Here is an 18,009-nt window from a genome sequence, read left to right as displayed (position 1 = left end):
GGTCCTGTGCCGCTTACTGCGTACCCCTTGTGTGCTGAGGACTCTGGTCAGGGCGGGGTGTGCGCGTGGTGCTCTGCCCGGACCGCACTTGGCGGACGCGCTCTCGTGTGACACGACTGGCAGGAAAGGGCCAAGCACGGCACCGGGCCACCCCCCAGGACGACTGATGTGTTCGAGAGATGCGTGTCCCCAGCCCTGGTAAAAACCCCCGCCGTCCGGGCGCCGCTTGCCGCTCTACGGCCAACCCGCTCTCCTGAACCCAGCACTCACGTGCACGTTTGTACCCCGCTGTGGCTCAGGGGGTTTGCGCCGTGCGGCTTACTACCGCACATGACTGAGGTTCCAACCCCCTGGGGGGTGAGGAGTCTGCGTTGGTGTCTGCTTCACGCCTGTGACAGCGCGCCCACCAGCACCACGAGGGGTGTGAACCCCCGCCACGTGTTGTGACTCCCTCAGGGGGAGGCTTCCCCTGCACCCCGGGGTGGTGACCCGAGCGCTTCGGTGTCCCCTCAACCCCCAGGGGGTTGGTCGCCCCCAGCACGCACGGTAGTAAGCCGCACGGCGCAACGCACCCCGGACACAGCGGGGTACAAACCTGTGGGTACGCGCTTTCCCAGGGAGAGCGGGTTGGCCGTAGAGCGGTAGGCGGCGCTCGGACGGCGGGGGTTTTTACCAGTCCGGGGGACACGCATCTCTGGAACACATCGGTTGTCCTGGGGGGTGGCCCGGTGCCGTGCTTGGCCCTTTCCTACCAGTCGTGTCACACGAGAACACATCCGCCAAGTGCGGTCCGGGCAGAGCACCACGCGCACACCCCGCCCTGACCAGAGTCCTCAGCACACAAGGGGTACGCAGTAAGCCGCACAGGACCTACCGGCCCAAAGGGATAAACGGGTTGGCCGTAGAGGGTCCCACACACAACAACCACAACCGTAGAACCCACAGCTCACTTCAACCACAGGCCGTAGAGCTCGCTAAAAACAGCAACTACAACCCCCGTATCCACAGCTCACTTCAATCACAGGCCGTAGATCCCGCTCCAAACAGCAACCACAGCCCCTGTACCCATAGCTCACTTCAATCACAGGCCGTAGAGCTCGCTCCAAACACCAACTACAGCCCCCGTACCCCCAGCCCACACCAACCACAGACCGCAGCGCCCGCTCCAAACAGCAACCACAACCCCCTCCGCCCCCACCTCAACCGGATCGGCGTAGTCTCCAGGCGCGGGGTTGTTCCTCCTCGTGGGGTACGTCCTGTTGGGCGAACCGGGCCCGTACGCGGGCTCCGCCCAGTCTGCCCCGCTCCAGGTGGATGGTGCCTCCGGTGGCTTCGACCGCGTGCCGGACGATGTCGAGTCCCAGTCCGGTCGACCCGCCGCCGCTGGTGCCGCGCCGCAGGGCTGTCGTGGGGTCGGCGAATCCGGGTCCGGCGTCTTCGACGATCAGGGTCACCCATCCGGCGTGTTCGACGACCGCGACGGCGAACGGCCGGTCGGACGGGGTGTATCGGAACACGTTGCCGACGAGTGAGTCGAGGACGGCCGCGCACTCTTCGGTGGACAGCGCGACCCGGCAGGGGGTGTCGGGTACGTCGAGGTCGACTTCGCGGCCCTGGTCGTCGGCGAGCATGGTCCAGAACCCCATCCGGTTGACCACGGCCGCGGACAGGTCGCATACGCGTGTGGTGTCCGATTCGACGGCCTGGGGGCGCACGTCGCGGATGATGGCGTCGACGTCCCGTTCCAGGGCGGCGATCGCTCCTCTGATGCGCTCTCCTTCGGGGCCGGGGAGGGGTTCGGCGTCGAGTCGTAGGGCGGTCAGTGGGGTGCGGAGCCGGTGTGAGACGTCGGCGGCCATTTCCCGTTCCTTGGTCAGCAGGCCTTGTACGCGTTCGCCGATGGCGTTGATGGACTCTCCGAGCACCACCAGGTCGCGGGGGCCGTGTACGCGGATGCGGGCGTTGAGTCGTCCTTCGCCGATGTCCACGGCGGTGTCGGCGAGGGCGCGTAGGGCGCGCCGGGCGGGGCGGCTCAGGCGGTCGGTGATCAGGACGGCGCCGGTCACGACCAGTGCGGCGGCGGCCGCCAGCCAGCCGAGGACGGGTCCGACTCCGCTGAGCGCTTCGCCGCGGGGCTGGTACACCTCCACCACGGTCACGCCGCCCGATCCTTCGGGTGCTTCGGGGAGTTGCGGGGCGACCGCGACGAGGAGGTAGGAGGTGCCGCCTTCGACGGGGGTCTGGGTTCTGGTACCCGCGCCGGTGCGCCGGGCCCGGGTGAGTTCGGTGTCGTGGGCGCGGCTGGCTCCTACGGTCGTCCCGTCGGGGAGGTGGACGGCCAGGTGCCCTCTGGCCCCTGCGGCGGTGGAGGACACCACTCGCCGTAGGAGCGCGGGGTCCGTGTCGACTCCCACGACCGAGGCCACCGCGCCGGCCTGGGCCCAGACCGCCGCTTCGGCGCGCTGGTCGGCCTCTCGGAGGGCCCAGGCGCCGGTGACGCCGATCATCACCACGGCGACCATGACGGTGGCGAGGGTGACGGCGCGCGCCAGCAGCCTCCTCACACCGGTTCCACCAGTTTGAGTCCCACGCCCCGCACGGTGTGCAGGTAGCGGGGTCGGCTCGCGCTCTCACCGAGTTTGCGGCGCAGCCAGGACATGTGGACGTCGATGGTCTGGTCGTGGCCCACGAACGGGTGCTGGTGCCAGACCGCTTCCACGAGTTCGCGGCGGCTGACCACGCGTCCGGCGTGTTCGGCCAGGTAGGCCAGCAGGTCGAACTCGCGGCGGGACAGTTCCAGGGGGGTGCCGGCCAGGGTCGCCTGTCGGCGTGTCAGGCTGATCGACAGCTCTCCCACGGTGAGTTCTCCGGGGTCGGGCCCACCCGTGGTGGCCCGGCCGGATCTGCGTAGGAGCGCGTTCATCCGGGCGGCGAGCTGGGTGCTGGAGAAGGGTTTGACGACGTAGTCGTCGGCGCCGTCGTTGAGCAGGCGCACGATGGACTGCTCGTCGCCGCGCGCCGTCGCCACGATGACGGGGACGTCACTGTGCCCGCGGAGCATCCGCAGCGCGGCGGCGCCGTCCAGGTCGGGCAGGCCGAGGTCGAGGATGACCAGGTCGGGTTCGTGCCGGGCGGCCTCCCGTAGGGCGTCCAGGGCGGTGCCCACGGGCAGCACCACGTGCCCGAGACCGCTCAGCGCGCGTACCAGGGCGCCCCGCACCATCTGGTCGTCCTCGACCAGCAAGACCGTTGCCATGCGCACACGTTAACCAACGTCGCGGCCGTGCACGAGTCCGGATGCGGCCCGTGGTCAGGCGGTTCACCGCTGTGACCGCGGGCGCGGCGGTGGTGCGGCTTAAGTCGAAAGAGACGCTGCGTTAAGGCTTCCTTAGGGAGCCCGACACTACTGTCGTCACACATCGCCGGTGGTGGCGCGCGTCACAGGGACGCGGCCGTTCCCACCGGCCCGATCGGTCGGCGGGTACCCGTGTGCCCGCTCCCGGAGGTGTCGTGGCCGAAATCGTGATCGACGGCCTGGGTAAGGTCTACCAGGACGGAACCCGCGCGGTCGACGACCTCTCCCTGGACATCCAGGACGGCGAGTTCCTGGTGCTGGTCGGGCCGTCCGGCTGCGGCAAGACCACCGCCCTGCGGATGGTCGCGGGGTTGGAGGCGATCAGCGAGGGCTCCGTCCGGATCGGCGATCAGGTCGTGAACGACGTCCCCGCCCGCGACCGCGACGTGGCGATGGTCTTCCAGTCCTACGCCCTGTACCCGCACCTGAACATCTTCGAGAACATCGCGTTCGGGCTGCGGCTGCGCAAGCTGCCCAAGGCGGAGATCGACCGGCGTGTGCGCGAGGTCGCCCGCGTCCTCGAACTGGAGGAGCACCTGACCCGCAAGCCGGGCAACCTCTCCGGTGGTCAGCGCCAGCGGGTGGCCATGGGCCGGGCGATCGTCCGCGAACCCCGGGCGTTCCTGATGGACGAACCCCTGTCCAACCTGGACGCGAAGCTCCGGGTGCAGATGCGCGCCCAGATCGCCCGTATCCAGCGCGACCTGGGCGTCACCACGGTCTACGTCACCCACGACCAGACCGAGGCGATGACCCTGGGCGACCGCGTGGCCGTGATGAAGCGGGGCGTCCTCCAGCAGGTCGGCCCGCCGCAGGAGCTGTACGACCATCCCCGCAACCTGTTCGTCGCCGGGTTCGTCGGTTCGCCCGGCATGAACCTGATCTGCGTCGAACTCCACGAGGAGGGCGGCCGGTTCCGTGTCCGGATCGGCGACCAGCACCTGGACCTGCCCGACAGCCTCCTGCACCGGCGCCCCGCCCTGAGCGGCTACGCGGGGGCCAAGGTCGTCGTGGGCATCCGCCCCGAGGACATGGAGGACGCCGGGATCGTCGGCGGTACCGAGGGGGCCACGCTCACCTCGGTCGCCGACCTGGTCGAGGCCATGGGTTCGGACGTCCTCGTGCACTTCCCGCTCGACGCCGCACCCGTCGTGACCGAGGACACCCGTGAGCTCGCCCGCGACGCGGGAACCGACGAGACCCTCCCCGCGACCGACGACGGCGTGGTCCTCGTCGGCCGTTTCAGCCCCCGTACCCACGTGTACGAGGGCCAGACCATCACCGTGGCGGTGGACACCGAACGCCTCCAGTTCTTCGACCCCGCCACCGGTACAGCGATCCACGACTCCTGAGGAGCGTCCCCCATGTCAGCACCCATCTCCCGCCGTGCCGCCTCCCGACGCGGCAGAGTCCTCGGCGGTGCCGCCGCCGCGCTCGGCCTGACCCTGGTCGCCACCGCCTGCGGCGGCTCGGGCTCGTCGGTCTCCGACGCCGACCTGGACGGCCAGACCCTGGAGATCGTCGGCCCCTGGGCCGGTGACGAGCAGGTCGCCTTCGAGCAGGTCCTCGCGATCTTCGAGGAGGAGACCGGCGCGACCATCTCCTACAGCGGTGCGGGCGACGACCTCCAGACCGTCCTCCAGACCCGTATCCAGGGCGGGGACCAGCCGGACGTGGCGCTCATCCCGCAGGCGGGGCTGATCGAGCACTTCGTCAACGAGGACGTCCTGGTGCCGCTCGGTGACGACGTCGTGGCCGCCCTCGACGAGAACATGGCCGGTGCGTGGGCGGACATCGGCTCGGTCGACGGCACCCCGTACGGCGTCTACCTCAAGGCCGCCAACAAGTCCCTGGTCTGGTACAACGACGAGCTCTTCGCCGAGTCGGGCGCCACGGTCCCGGAGAACTGGGACGAGTTCGTGGAACTCTCCGAGAACCTCTCCGACGTCGGCATCAGCCCGCTGTCGGTGGCCGGTGCGGACGGCTGGGTGCTGACCGACTGGTTCGAGAACGTCTACCTCCAGACGGCCGGTCCGCAGATGTACGACCAGCTCGCCGCGCACGAGATCCCGTGGACCGACCCCAGCGTCGAGGTCGCCCTGGAGACCCTCGCCGAGGTGTGGGGCCAGGAGCAGCTGATGCTGGGCGGGAGTGGCGGCAGCCTCCAGACCGACTTCCCGACCTCCGTCGTGAACGTCTACAGTGACGACCCCGACGCCGCCATGGTGGTGGGGGCCGACTTCATCGGCGGGGTCGTGACCGCCAGCACTAACGCCGCCGTGGGCGACACCGCCCAGGTGTTCCCCTTCCCCAGCATCGCCGGTGAGGGCGACGCCGTCGTCGTGGCCGGTGACGCCGCCGTCGCGATGAACGACAGCGAGGCCACCATGGAGCTGCTGCGCTTCCTCGCCTCGGAGGAGGCCGCCGCCGAGTGGGCCTCCATCGGCGGGTTCATCTCCCCGAACAAGAACCTGACCGCCGACGACTACGCCGACCCGGTCCTCGGGCAGGTCGCCGAGCAGATCATCCTCGCGGGCGACAGTGTCCGCTTCGACCTCTCTGACCTCCAGCCCGCCGCGTTCGGCGCCACCGTCGGCGACGGCATGTGGCAGACGCTCCAGGACTTCCTGGCCGACCCCTCCGACGTGGAGGGCACCATGGAGCGCCTGGAGTCCGAGGCCGCCCGCGCCTACGGCGAGTAGACGGAGCCCCACGCCATGACCTCCAACGACACCGGGGCGGCCCGTGCCGGGGCCGCCCCCGCCACCCCGCCGGGCGGGCGGAAGCCCTCCGGCGGCCCGCGTGACGGCGCCCGCCCCGGCTGGCGGCGCCTGTTCGGCCCGGCCACGCTGTTCCTGCTGCCCGCCCTGCTGTTCCTCACGGTGTTCCTGGCCTACCCGGCCGTCTACTCCGTGGTGCGCAGCTTCTTCGACGCCTCCGGAAGCCAGTTCGTCGGCCTCGACAACTACGGTCGGATGTTCACCGACGACCGTACGCTGACCGCGATCCGCAACACCGGTATCTGGGTGCTGGTCGCCCCGGCCCTGGTCACCGGGTTGGGTCTGGTCTTCGCGGTGCTGACCGAACGCGTCCGCTGGGCCACCGCCTTCCGCATCCTGCTGTTCATGCCGATGGCGATCTCCCTGTTCGCCTCCGGCATCATCTTCCGGCTGGTCTACGACGAGAACCCCGACCGGGGCGTCGTCAACGCGGCCGTGGTGACCGTGCACGACACGTTCGCCTCGCCTTCGGAGTACCCGGGGGCGCGGCCGCGCGGCGAGGAGCTCGACGCGGACCCGACGCTGGGCGGCTTCACCACCACGAGTTCCTACGCCCCGGGTGACACCGTGGCACTGCCGATGGTCGGTATCCGGCCCGGCGAGGTGCCCGAACAGGCCTCCCCGGCCACAGAGCCCGACCCCTCGGGCGACACCATCGAGGGCGTGGTCTGGCTCGACGTGGCCCTCGGCGGCGAGTCGGGGGTCATCGACGACGGTGAGAACGGTCTGCCCCTGATGACGGTCGACGCCCTGCGTGACGGTCAGGTGGTGGCCAGCACCACCGCCGGTGACGACGGCCGGTTCACCCTCACCGGGCTGGAGGCGGGGGAGTACGAGATCCACCTGGCGGCGGACAACTTCACCGAGTCCTTCCGCGGCCTGACCTGGTTGGGGCCGACCCTGATCACCCCCGTGATCATCTCCTCGTGGGTGTGGATCATGACCGGTTTCGCGATCACGTTCATCGCCGCGGGGCTGGCCGCCATCCCCAGGGACGCCCTGGAGGCGGCCCGGGTGGACGGCGCCACCGAGTGGCAGGTGTTTCGCAAGATCACCATCCCGCTCCTCGGTCCGCTGCTGCTCGTGGTGTTCGTGACCCTGATGATCAACGTCCTGAAGATCTTCGACCTCGTGTTCGTGATCGCCCCGGGGTCGGTGCAGTCCAACGCCAGCGTGATCGCCCTCCAGATGTGGCAGGTGTCCTTCGGCGCGGGCGGCAACCAGGGGCTGGGCAGCGCCCTCGTGGTCCTGCTGCTGGTGCTGGTCCTGCCGATCATGTACTTCAACATCCGCCGATTCCGACGGGAGCGCTCGTGACCGCCACGCCCCAGAAGTCGCCCTCCGTCGTCGAGGTGTCGGTGTCCGGCGCCCCGCGCCGGGGCCTGGCCTCGCGCCTGGTCTCCAAGCTGGGTTCGGGCACCCTCCAGGTGGTGCTGACCCTCGTCGCGCTGTTCTGGATGGTGCCGGTCATCGGCCTGCTGCTGGTGTCGCTCCGCTCGGAGGCCGACAACACCAACAGCGGCTGGTGGACGGCGCTGCTCAAGCCGACCGAGCTCACGCTGGACAACTATCGGTCGTTGGTCGACAACGACGTCCTCGTGCAGTCGTTCCTGAACACCGTCTACATCTCGGTTCCCTCGACCCTGCTGGTCGTGGGGATCGGAGCGCTGGCCGCCTACGCGCTGGTGTGGATGGACTTCCCCGGCCGCGACTGGATCATGGTGGGCGTGGTCGGGTTGCTGGTGCTGCCCATCCAGGCGGCGCTCATTCCCATCTCGCAGCTGTACGGGGCCCTGGGCATCTTCGGCTCCATCACCGGCGCGATCCTGTTCCACGTGGCGTTCGGGCTGCCGTTCGCGGTGTTCCTGCTGCGCAACTTCTTCGTGAACATCCCGCGTGACCTCCTGGAGGCCGCCCGGATGGACGGCGCCAGTGAGTGGCGGATCTTCCGCAGGGTCGTGCTGCCGGTGGCGCGTCCGGCCCTGGCCTCGCTCGCGGTCTTCCAGTTCCTGTGGGTGTGGAACGACATGCTCGTCGCGTTGGTGTTCACGAGCCCCGACTCGGCCCCGCTGACGGTGGCGCTGCGCTCGCAGCTGCGCCAGTTCGGTACCAACATCGACGTGCTGGCCTCGGGTGCCTTCCTGTCCATGCTGGTTCCGCTGCTGGTCTTCTTCGCCTTCCAGCGCCACTTCGTCCAGGGGGTGTTCGCGGGCTCCGGCAAGTAGCCGCCCGCGCGGTGCTCCACACGATCCGCCCACGAGGGCGCCACGGCGGCGCCGGGCCCCGCGGCCGTGGTGGGTTCTAGCGGTGGTCGCAACACCCTGACTTTCAGGAGGTTGCGGCCACCGTGTCGTTTTCGAAGGAAGAACGGGACCGTCAGCGAACACGGTTCCTGTCCCGGCCCGTGCCGGACTGCCGGACCACGTGCCGTCCCGACTCGGTGCCTGACAGTCGGGGTGCCCTCAGCGAGGGGGAGGTGCGGGGACGCGCTCCCCGGCCATCCACAGGCCCAGGGCGTGCCGGTCCACCAGCACCATTCCGTCACCGGCCTCGCGCACGGCCTCCCGGGTGAACCCGTTCGCGGCCACGAACATCCCCAGGTACCCGCGGTGGCCTCCGGCCAGCGCTCCCAGGAAGGCCCGCACCTCGTTGGGCGGTACCGGCCTGCGCCAGCGTTTGCACTGCACGGCCAGCGGGCGCCCGTCCGGGGTCTGCGCCCGCAGGTCCACACCGCCGTCCGAGGCCCCGCCCACCACCGTCACCCGCGTGTATCCGTGGGTGCGCAGGAGCCGGGCCACGTGGTGCTCGAACTCCGTTCCGGTCATGGTGTCGACCGCCGCGATCCCCGTGCGCCCGACGATCCACCGCTCCCGGGCCAGGCGCGCCCGCGACCACGCCCACCAGCCCAGCGCGGCGGCCCCGGCCAGGGCTGCCACGCCGCCGCCGAGCCACAGCCCCGGGCGGTCGGCGTTGTCGAACAGCCACCCGAACCCCAGCAGGAGCACCACCGCCGCCAGCGGCAGGGACCCCCGCAGCCGCCGCGTCCACCGCCGTCGTACACGCTGCCGCTGCCGCACACTCACGCTTCTCCCTGGGGGTGGGGGACATACCGGGGCACATCATGGCACGCGGTGACCGTCCTCCTCCACACGGTGACCCCTCCCGGCCGCCCGCTCCGAGGACCCCGGACCGGACGGTCCCCGGTCGCTGCGACAATGTCCCAGTCGCGGTCGCGCACACGGGGGTGCGCGGCCGACCACGAGGACACGGGGGTGCGGCGGTGGCCGAGCGCAGGGCTCTGGATCTGGACGCGCTCGCGGTCAGCGACCGCTTCCGGCTGTTCAACTTCACCCGGCGCGACGACCACGTCACCTACCTGTGGATTCTGCGCGCCGTGGACCGTCTGCGCGAGGTCCACCAGGTCCAGGTCGGCGCGGACGAGGTCGAGGCCGCCCTGGTCTCCCTCACCTCCGCCCACACCGAGGCGCCCGAGGTCCCCGCCCAGGGGCTGCGCCACCGGCTGGACGAACTCGCCTCCGACGGCGTCCTGCACCGCTTCGACGACGCCTCCCGCGCGGGCACTCTGGCCAGCTACCGCAACCGGCAGTCCGTCTACCAGTTCAGCGAACTCGGCTACCGGGCCTACCACGCGGTCGAGAACCTGCTCGGCGCCCGGGTCGAGGACGTCAACCTGTCCCGCCTGGTCTTCTCCGACGTCCTGGAGGACCTGCGCGCGCTGGCCGAGGCCAACCGCACCGGCCGCGTCGAGGACGTCTACCGCCGCCTGTCCCGCCTGGACGCGGTGATGGAGGACATGGGGCGCCGCTCCGCCCAGTTCCACGTGACCCTCGGGGAGATCCTGCGCTCCACCGAGGCCTCCTCCGAGGTGTTCCTGCGGCACAAGAACGCCCTGCTGGTCCACATGTCGGACTTCATGGCCGAACTCGACCGGTACCTGCCCCGCCTGGACCGGGCCGTCCACGAGGTCGAGGCCACCGGTCTGACCACCCTCCTCTCCCGCGCCGCCGAGACCGACGAACGCCTCTTCATGGACCGCACCGAACGCCTGGAGGACTGGTCCCGCCGCTGGCGGGCGGTGCGCGCCTGGTTCGCCTCCGAGAGCGGAGCCCCCACCCGCGCCGCCGAACTCGGCCAGGCCACCCGCTCCGCGGTCTCCGGGGTCGTCGCCCTGCTGCGCCAGATCACCGAGGCCCAGCGGGGAGGCGTCAACCGCTCCACCCAGCTGCGCCACCTGGCCGCGTGGGTGTTCGACACCCCCGACGACGGCGCCGCGCACGCCCTGATGGGGGCGGCGTTCAACACCCGTTCCGCCCGCCACCTGGGTGTGGCCCACGAGGACGGCGACGAGTTCGCCCCCACCGACTCCTGGCACGACGCCGCCGGGGTGGAGGTGTCGGTGACCCTGTTCCGCAGCGACCGGGCCCCCAACCCCGGGGCGCCCAAACCGGTCCGCAGGGACACCGGAGCCCGCTCCGAACTGCGCCGACGCCAGACCGAGGGCCGCGAGGCCGAGCGCGCCTCCGCCGCGCGCCTGACCCTGGAGGGCGCCCACGGCCGGGTTCTCGACGAGAGCGACACCAGGGTGCTCCTGCGGCTGGTCACCAAGGCCCTGGAGTCGCGGTCGGTGACGTACGCGAAGAGGGGCTCCTCTCCCGCGCTGGTCGGCCTGCTCAAGTCCGCCACCGCCGACGACGCGGGCACCGTGATCCGGCTGCTGCCCGACGAGCGCGGCAGCACCGTGCGGACCTCGCGCGGCAGCATCCACCTGCCCGGTTTCAGGGTGGAGCTGGCCTCCCGCGGCGCCCGCACGAGCACAAGGAAGGGCGACCGTTGACCCAACGCAGCCGGCCCCGTGTCGAGAGCGTCGACCTGGGCTCCTACCAGCAGGCCGTACGCAAGGTCCTCACCTGCGACGTCATCACCGCGACGCGGCCGCGCCCCGGCGTGCTCGACCAGGTGCTGTACTGGGCCGACCAGATGACCGAGGACCTGCGCGCCCTGTTCGGGTACACGCTCGTGGCCACCACCGACCACGTGCGCCTGGTCCGTGAACTCGACCTGCTCGACCCCAGCCAGCGCCAGACCTTCGCGCGCCGGGGCAGGCCCTTCGACCGCCGCCGCCTCGCCTACCTGTGCCTGCTGTTGGCCGCGTTCCAGCGGGCGCAGGTCGAGATCAGCCTCGGCGACCTGGTCCGCGGCTTCACCCCCTCCGCCAACGAGATCGCCGGGCTGGGCTACGACCCCACCGACTCCACCCACAAGGCCGCCCTGGTGGACGTCGCCCACTGGCTGTTGGAGCGGGGCGCCCTGCACCTGTCGGACGGCTCGGTCGAGGCGTGGGCGCGCGGCGGTGACCAGGGCGACGCCCTCTTCGACATCGACCACGAGGTGTGCGAGGTCCTGTTCCGGCCCACCCGGCCCCTCCAGCACCTCAACAGCGCCACCGGTCTGCTCGGCGACCCCCTCGGCCCGGACGCCCCGCGCGAACGCGCCGCCCAGCGCGCCCGCCGCCTGCTGGTGGAGTTCCCCGTGGTGTACTACGCGGACGTCGAGCCCGAAGTGGCCGCGGCCCTGCGCGCTAGGGGCCCCGCCGAGGAGGTGGCCCGCCTCACCGGCACCCGCCTGGAGCGCCGTGCGGAGGGCGTCCTGCTCGCGGACTCCGCGGGGACCTTCACCGACCGCGCCTTCCCCGGGCGCGGCGGCGCCGTCACCCGCACCGCCGGACTGCTCCTGGCGCAGATCGCCACCTACTTCGAGGAGTCGTGGGCGGGGCTGGCCCGGCTGTCCGCCCCCGGTCCCCTGCACGAGCACCCCGAGCTGGCCGCGCGGATCGACGCGGGGCTGCCCCGGGAGGGCATCGTCACCGAACTGGCCTGGGCCGAGACGGCCGACGCGCCGGCGGTGGGGGAGCCCGCCGAACTGCCCCTGGTGGAGCGCGAGCGCCTGGAGACCATGGTGGCCGACCTCTTCGAGGAGTTCGGTCCCGCGTCCTTCACCGCCACCTGGCAGCAGGACCCGCACGGGCTGCTCGACGCCGCCCTGGCCCTGCTCACCGACCTGGCACTGGTCCGCCCGCTGCCGGGCGGGGTCCTGGTGACCCCCGCCGCGCTGCGCTACCGCAACATCCGGGGCGCCCTGCCCGAGCGCCCCGACACCGGGCTGCTGCCGTTCGGCCCGCTCGACGCGCCCGCCCCTGACGACGCCGAAGCGCCCGACCCCGGGCACTCGGCCCCCGCACCGACCACGACCGAAGGAACCGAGGACACCGCGCCATGACCCGCAGGAGCGACCGCTTCCGGCCCAGCCGGGCCGGAGTCGTCAACGTCTGGGACTACGTCGACGAGGAGTTCGCCTTCGCCGACGGCCGCCTCGTCCTGCGCGGCCACAACGGCTCGGGCAAGACCAAGGCCCTGGAGGTGCTGTTCCCCTTCGTCCTGGACGGCTACACCGACGCCCGCAGGCTCGACCCCTTCAGCGGCCAGAACCGCACGATGAAGTCGAACCTGCTCTACCGGGGAGCGGAGTCCGCGCACGGCTACGTGTGGATGGAGTTCGCCCGCCAAACCGGGGCCCCCGAAGCGGACGGCGACGACGGCGCGCCGGCGGTCACCGAGACGGTCACCCTCGTCATCGGCATGCGCGCGCACCGCCACCGCGACGGCGTCAGCCCCTCCTTCTTCGTCACCGACCAGCGCCTGGGCGTCGATTTCGGACTGCTCTCGGCGGACGACCGGCCGCTCACCGAACGCCAGCTCAAGGCGGCCCTCGGCGAGGACGCCCACCACTCCACGGCCGCCGACTACCGCCGGGCCGTGGACGCCCGCCTGTTCGGACTGGGCGACCGCTACGTCCAGCTCCTGGACCTCCTCCTCGCCCTGCGCCGCCCCCTGCTGGCCAAGGACCTGGACCCGGAGAAGGTCTCCCACACCCTCACCGGCGGGCTCAGCCCCCTCGACGACGCCCTCGTCGACCAGGCGGCCCGCGACTTCGCCAACCTCGCCGCCGTCCAGAGCCGCTTCGCCAGCGCCACCGCCGCACACGAGGCCGCCCGCGCCTTCACCGGGGTCTACTCCGACTACCTGACCGCCAACGCCCGGCACCGGCTCTCCCGGGTCCGCGCGGCCACCGAACAGGCCGACGAACACGCGCGGACCGTGGCCGGGGCGGCCGTCGAACTCGACCGTGCCACCGCCGCGAGCGATGCGGCCCGCGCGAGCGCCGACGAGCTGTCCGAGCGGGCCGGGCGCCTGGAGGCCCGGTGCGCCGCGCTGCGCCAGCACGAGACCCTGCGCGACCAACAGGCCCTCCAGGTGCGCAAGGAGGGCAACGACAAGCTCGCCCGACAGATCGCCACCGGCCGGGTGCGGGTGGCGGCCCAGGAGGAGGAGCTCACCCGCCTGAACGACGAGGCCGACCGCGTCGCCGGACGGGTCGGGCGCGAGCGCGCCCGCGCCGAGGAGCTGGGCGCCGCGCTCGCGGACGCCGCCGAACGGTCCGGGATCGCCCACGACGCCGAGGGCGGGGCCGACACCGGAGACGACCTGCCCGAGTCCGCGCGGGCCCGGGCCAGTGCCCGGCTCGACGACGTGCGCGCCGTCCGCGAACGGCTCGACGCCCTGGACCGTGCCGAGGACAGCCGCGCCCGCGCCGAGACCGCGAGCGGCCGGGCCGGGGACGCCCTGCTCGGAAACGAACGGGCCTGCGCCGAGGCCGAGGAGGAGCTGTCCGCGCTCCGCCGCGCCGTCGGCGAGGCCCTGGGAACGTGGTCCGAACGCTGGGAGATCACCGGTCCGGACACCCTGGCCGCCCTGCGGGACACCGTCGGGGCCTACGGCGAGGCGGGCACCCCCACTCTCGCCCAGGTGTTCAACGAACACCTCCACGACCAGCAGCTGGACGCGGCCGCCCGCGCCAACGCCCTGGACACCGAGCAGGCCGCGCTCGGCCGGGACCTGGCCTCGGCCCGACGCGAACGCGACCACATCGCCGCCGAACGCGACGACGCGCCGCCCGCCGAACCCCTGCGCCCGGCGCCGCGCGACGAGCGCCCCGGAGCGCCGCTCTGGCGTCTCGTCCGCTTCGCCGAGGACCTGTCCGACGAGCGCGCCGCCGCCGTCGAGGGAGCCCTGCACGCCTCCGGTCTGCTCACCGCCTGGATTCACCCCGACCCCGAGCAGACCCGCGCGGCCCTGGAGCGGGGCGAGGCCGACGCCTACCTGCTGCCCGCCGCCGGGGGCACCGGAGGTGGAACCGGCCCGGCCACGCTCGCCGACGTCCTGGTCCCCGAGACCCAGGACCACGTCCCCGCCGACACCATCGCCCGGGTGCTGGCGTCGATCCCCCTCGGCGACGGTGACGCCGCCCGCATGAGCGACCCGGCCGCCGACACCGTGGTGGACACCGGGGCCCGTTTTCGCCTGGGCCCCCTCACCGGGGCCCACCCCAAGGCCGCCGCCGAGTTCATCGGCGCCACCAACCGCGCCCAGCGCCGCCGCGAACGCCTGGCCGCCCAGGACGCCCGCATCGCCGAACTCGCCACCCGCCACACCGAGCTGGAGGAACGGCTGGCCCGAGCCAGGGAACTGCTCAAGGACTTCGACCGGGCCCGCGCCGACCTGCCCGACGCCACCGGGGTGGCCCGGGCGCTGCGCACCCTCGAACACCACTCCACCCTCCTGAAGTCGGCCCGCGCCGCACAGGCGGAGGCCCGCCGCGAACTCGACGCGGCCGTCGCCCAGGTCGACGCCGAACGCCGCCAGGTCCGCGCCGCCGCCTCCGAACGCGCCATGCCCACCCGCAGAGAGGACGTCGACGCCGTCGCCGTCGCGGCCGAGGACTTCCAGGAGACCGCCCGGGGACTGCACGCCACCCGCGCCGACATCGCCGAGTACGAGGGCGACCTCACCCAACGGCGGGACACCGTCGACCGGCTCACCGAGACGCTCGAACGCGACCGAGCCGAACTGGACCGCAGCGGCGACGACCACCAGCGCGAGGCCGAGGAACTCGCCACCCTGGAGGCGTCCATCGACGCCCCCGCACGCGAACTCCTCGACCAGCTGGAACGGGCCGCGTCCGAACTCCGCGAGGTCAACGCCGACCGGGACGGGTACGCGAGGACCGCCGCCGAGGAACACGACCGGGCCGTGCGCTCGGAGACCCTGCGCGACAGCGGCCGCACCGCGCTCGCCCAGGCCCTGGGCGCCCTCTTCGAACACGCCGCCGCCTTCGCCGGACTCACCCAGCCCGCCGTACGCGCCGTCGTCGGGGTTCGGGCCACCGGCGCCTGGCCCCCGCCCGACCAGTGGCCCGACCCCGAGGAAGCCGCGCACCGGCTCCTCACCGCACCCGGAACCGCCGTCCGCGAGATCCTGCCCGGCGCCGCCGCCGACCTGCTGGACGCGTTCACCGAGGTGGTCGGTACCCGTCAGGTCGCGGACTCCGACCTCAGGGCCGCAGGAAACCGCATGTCGCAGGCTCTGCGCACCTTCCAGGAGGCCCTTGGCGGCGACGCCGAGGGCTACCGGGTCGACCACGAGGTCGGCCCCAGCGGCCTGGTGACCGTGCACGTCAACGACGAGAACGGCCGCAACCCCGTCTCCGCCTTCGCCCGGACGGTCGCCGACCGCGTCGAGGAACAGGGCGCCCTCCTGCGTGAGGAGGAGCAGGGGGTGTTGGAGGACGAACTCCTCAGCGGCATCGCCCAGCAGGTCCACGACCGCGTCGACGCCGCCAAACGGCTGGTGCGCGCCATGGACCGCGACACCCGCGCCCGGCCCATGTCGTCCGGCACCCGGGTGGGCATCCGCTGGTCGCGCTCGGACGGACTCACCGAACACCAGCGGCGCGCCACCGAGCTCGTCCGGCACGACGGTGCCGGGCTCGGCCCCCGGGGGCTGGGCGAACTCCGCGCCGTGCTGCGCCGGATGATCCGCGACTACCAGGCCACCCACCCCCGGGCCAGCCACAAGCAGGTGCTCGCGGCGGTCCTCGACTACCGCGACTGGTTCCGGTTCGAGCTGCGCCTGGCCGAACCGGGCAAGGACGAGGTCACCCTCACCAAGAACAAGCACGAGCAGATGTCCGGCGGCGAGAAGTCCGCCGCCATCCACCTGCCCCTGTTCGCGGCAGCCAACGCCCTCTACTCGTCGGCGGCGCCCACCTGTCCCCGCGTGGTCGCCCTGGACGAGGCCTTCGCGGGCATCGACGACCGGTACAAGCCCGAACTCATGGGCCTGACCGTCACTTTCGACCTCGACATGTTCATGACCGGCCACGACCTCTGGGTGCACTACGACACCGTGCCCATGGCGGCCCACTACGACATGCACCACGACAAGGCGCTGCACACCGTCTCGGCGCTCCTCATGCTCTGGGACGGAGAACAGACCCTGGACGCGGACGCCGGGTTCGCCGGAAACGAACAGCTCGCCGCCGAACTCCTCGGCATCACCCCCACCCGCTACGTCCCGCAGTCCGTGGAGGGCACCCTCCTGGAGGAGGCGACGTGAGCGGCCGGGACGATCTGGCCGCGTTCGGGCGCCCCGACCTCGCGAAGCTGGTGGCCAGGACGCGCGAGGAACTGGAGAAGCGCGACGGCGCGCTCTCCGGGAGGTTCACGCTCACCGGGCTCAGCGAACGGGAGGTCCGCGACGTGCACGGCTTCCTCGGCAAGGAGCCCGGTGCGCGCCCCGACCGGGCGACCATCCAGCTGGAACACCTCGACCGGGTCGTGCGCCGCGGCTACGGCCGGACGCTGAACCAGCTCTGCGAGGAGCTGGGCGGTCCGCTCCGCCACCGGAGCGATCTGCGTCGCACGGAGGAGGAACTCCGCGGACGGGTCCTCGCACCGGCCCTGGCCAGCCCGCTGTACGAGCGGTCGTGGTTCCGCGACTGGCTCGACCACCGGGACACCCGGGCCGCCGTCACACGACGGGTCAACGCCGTCATGAGACGGGACGAGGCCGATGATCTCCAGGACCTCGCGCACGCGACGAGGGTCCTGGAGGCCGTGGTCGGCCACCACGGCGACCACGCCCCGCAGGCGGGCGCGCCGGTCCTGCTGCTCCAGGACCTGGCCGTGGGCGCGACCGGGGACACCAAGGCGCTTGACAACCGGACGGCGCTCTCCCGGCTCGTGCTCTCCGCCTTGGCGGCACGACGCGGTACGCCCCGCCCCGACGACCAGGACGCGCAGGAGTGCCGTGCCCTGTGGGAGGAGTACGACGTCGTCCAGGACGACCTCGCCAGCCGGGTCCTGGTCCTCAACCTGCCCGCCGACGGGCCCGTGCTGGGAGGGTGGCTGACCGAGGCGGCCGACCACGGGGTCCCGCTCCAGGTGACTCTGCACCAGCTCGTCCGGTTCCCTCCGGTCCCCGCCCCGTCGGTGGTCCACGTGTGCGAGAACCCGGCGGTCCTGCGGCGGGCGGCCGAGCGGCTCGGAGCGAGGTCCGCGCCGCTGGTCTGCACGGAGGGCTGGCCCTCCGCCGCCTTCCACCGCCTGGCCTCCGCCGCCGTGGCGGCCGGGGCCCGCCTGCGTTACCACGGCGACTTCGACTGGCCCGGCGCCCTCATGGCGCACAGGGTGATCGGCCGGTACGGCGCGGAGCCCTGGCGCATGTCCGCCGCTGACTACCTCGCCCACCGTCCCGCCGGGGCGCCCGAACTCCGGGGGACGGAACGCGCCACCCCCTGGGACCCCGCCCTCGCCGAGGCCATGCGCGAGCGGGGCACCGTGGTGTACGAGGAGTCCGTGGTCGCCGACCTGCTCAAAGACCTGGAACCGGGGGAGACCCCGGTGGGCGGTCCGGGCGGCGCGGGGGAGTAGGGTTCCGACATCGCGCGCGTGACGTG

Annotated in this window: 11 protein-coding genes; 8 read left to right on the top strand and 3 right to left on the bottom strand. The window is 72.2% G+C overall.

All coding sequences use genetic code 11. The features are described 5' to 3' along the window. Positions 1-1,199 precede the first annotated feature (1,199 nt). Both ABZ635_RS16335 and ABZ635_RS16330 read right to left on the bottom strand, forming a co-directional pair. Positions 1,200-2,564, bottom strand: coding sequence for an ATP-binding protein (locus tag ABZ635_RS16335; RefSeq protein ID WP_357765247.1), 1,365 nt, complete (start codon positions 2,562-2,564; stop codon positions 1,200-1,202). Then, positions 2,561-3,256: a response regulator transcription factor gene (locus tag ABZ635_RS16330; protein ID WP_357765244.1), complete on the bottom strand. Its 696-nt coding sequence runs from the start codon at positions 3,254-3,256 to the stop codon at positions 2,561-2,563. The genes ABZ635_RS16335 and ABZ635_RS16330 overlap by 4 nt, the downstream gene beginning before the upstream one ends. A gap of 254 nt (positions 3,257-3,510) precedes the next feature. Here ABZ635_RS16330 and ugpC point away from each other — a divergent pair, with 254 nt between their 5' ends. From ugpC to ABZ635_RS16310, 4 genes are read left to right on the top strand one after another with little or no spacing between them, the layout of a single operon-like run. Then, positions 3,511-4,707: a sn-glycerol-3-phosphate ABC transporter ATP-binding protein UgpC gene (ugpC, locus tag ABZ635_RS16325; RefSeq protein WP_357765241.1), complete on the top strand. Its 1,197-nt coding sequence runs from the start codon at positions 3,511-3,513 to the stop codon at positions 4,705-4,707. Between the two features lie 12 nt (positions 4,708-4,719). After that, positions 4,720-6,057, top strand: coding sequence for an ABC transporter substrate-binding protein (locus tag ABZ635_RS16320; RefSeq protein ID WP_357765238.1), 1,338 nt, complete (start codon positions 4,720-4,722; stop codon positions 6,055-6,057). A gap of 15 nt (positions 6,058-6,072) precedes the next feature. After that, positions 6,073-7,452 (top strand): ABC transporter permease subunit, encoded by a 1,380-nt coding sequence (locus ABZ635_RS16315; protein ID WP_357765235.1) that lies wholly within the window; start codon positions 6,073-6,075, stop codon positions 7,450-7,452. After that, the gene (locus tag ABZ635_RS16310) at positions 7,449-8,360 is read left to right on the top strand and encodes a carbohydrate ABC transporter permease (protein WP_357765232.1); all 912 of its coding nucleotides are present in this window, start codon (positions 7,449-7,451) and stop codon (positions 8,358-8,360) included. Before ABZ635_RS16315 ends, ABZ635_RS16310 begins: the two co-directional genes overlap by 4 nt. A gap of 237 nt (positions 8,361-8,597) precedes the next feature. On the opposite strand, the gene ABZ635_RS16305 is transcribed toward ABZ635_RS16310, so the two are convergent. Continuing rightward, positions 8,598-9,170: a restriction endonuclease gene (locus ABZ635_RS16305; RefSeq protein WP_357765261.1), complete on the bottom strand. Its 573-nt coding sequence runs from the start codon at positions 9,168-9,170 to the stop codon at positions 8,598-8,600. A 245-nt stretch (positions 9,171-9,415) separates the two neighbouring features. On the opposite strand from ABZ635_RS16305, the gene ABZ635_RS16300 reads away from it, so the two are divergent. Genes ABZ635_RS16300 through ABZ635_RS16285 form a run of 4 tightly spaced genes read left to right on the top strand, consistent with a single transcriptional unit; the run spans position 9,416 to position 17,983 of the window. After that, positions 9,416-10,990 (top strand): TIGR02677 family protein, encoded by a 1,575-nt coding sequence (locus ABZ635_RS16300; protein WP_357765230.1) that lies wholly within the window; start codon positions 9,416-9,418, stop codon positions 10,988-10,990. After that, positions 10,987-12,432 (top strand): DUF2398 family protein, encoded by a 1,446-nt coding sequence (locus ABZ635_RS16295; protein WP_357765227.1) that lies wholly within the window; start codon positions 10,987-10,989, stop codon positions 12,430-12,432. The genes ABZ635_RS16300 and ABZ635_RS16295 overlap by 4 nt, the downstream gene beginning before the upstream one ends. Further along, a complete protein-coding gene (locus tag ABZ635_RS16290) occupies positions 12,429-16,667 on the top strand; it encodes a TIGR02680 family protein (RefSeq protein ID WP_357765225.1) in 4,239 nt (1,412 codons plus the stop codon). The genes ABZ635_RS16295 and ABZ635_RS16290 overlap by 4 nt, the downstream gene beginning before the upstream one ends. Further along, a complete protein-coding gene (locus ABZ635_RS16285; protein WP_357765222.1) occupies positions 16,664-17,983 on the top strand; it encodes a TIGR02679 family protein in 1,320 nt (439 codons plus the stop codon). The genes ABZ635_RS16290 and ABZ635_RS16285 overlap by 4 nt, the downstream gene beginning before the upstream one ends. Positions 17,984-18,009 lie beyond the last annotated feature (26 nt).

Source organism: Nocardiopsis sp. NPDC007018 (assembly GCF_040635075.1).
GTDB lineage: Bacteria > Actinomycetota > Actinomycetes > Streptosporangiales > Streptosporangiaceae > Nocardiopsis.
The sequence above is the reverse complement of the archived record's forward strand: the minus strand, read 5'-3'. Positions and strand labels throughout refer to the sequence as shown.

Bases quoted from the DNA above. Each gene is read 5' to 3' on its own strand.
- ABZ635_RS16290 (WP_357765225.1), top strand. From the start codon at position 12,429: ATGACCCGCAGGAGCGACCGCTTCCGGCCCAGCCGGGCCGGAGTCGTC.
- ABZ635_RS16330 (WP_357765244.1), bottom strand. From the start codon at position 3,256: ATGGCAACGGTCTTGCTGGTCGAGGACGACCAGATGGTGCGGGGCGCC.
- ABZ635_RS16315 (WP_357765235.1), top strand. From the start codon at position 6,073: ATGACCTCCAACGACACCGGGGCGGCCCGTGCCGGGGCCGCCCCCGCC.
- ABZ635_RS16320 (WP_357765238.1), top strand. From the start codon at position 4,720: ATGTCAGCACCCATCTCCCGCCGTGCCGCCTCCCGACGCGGCAGAGTC.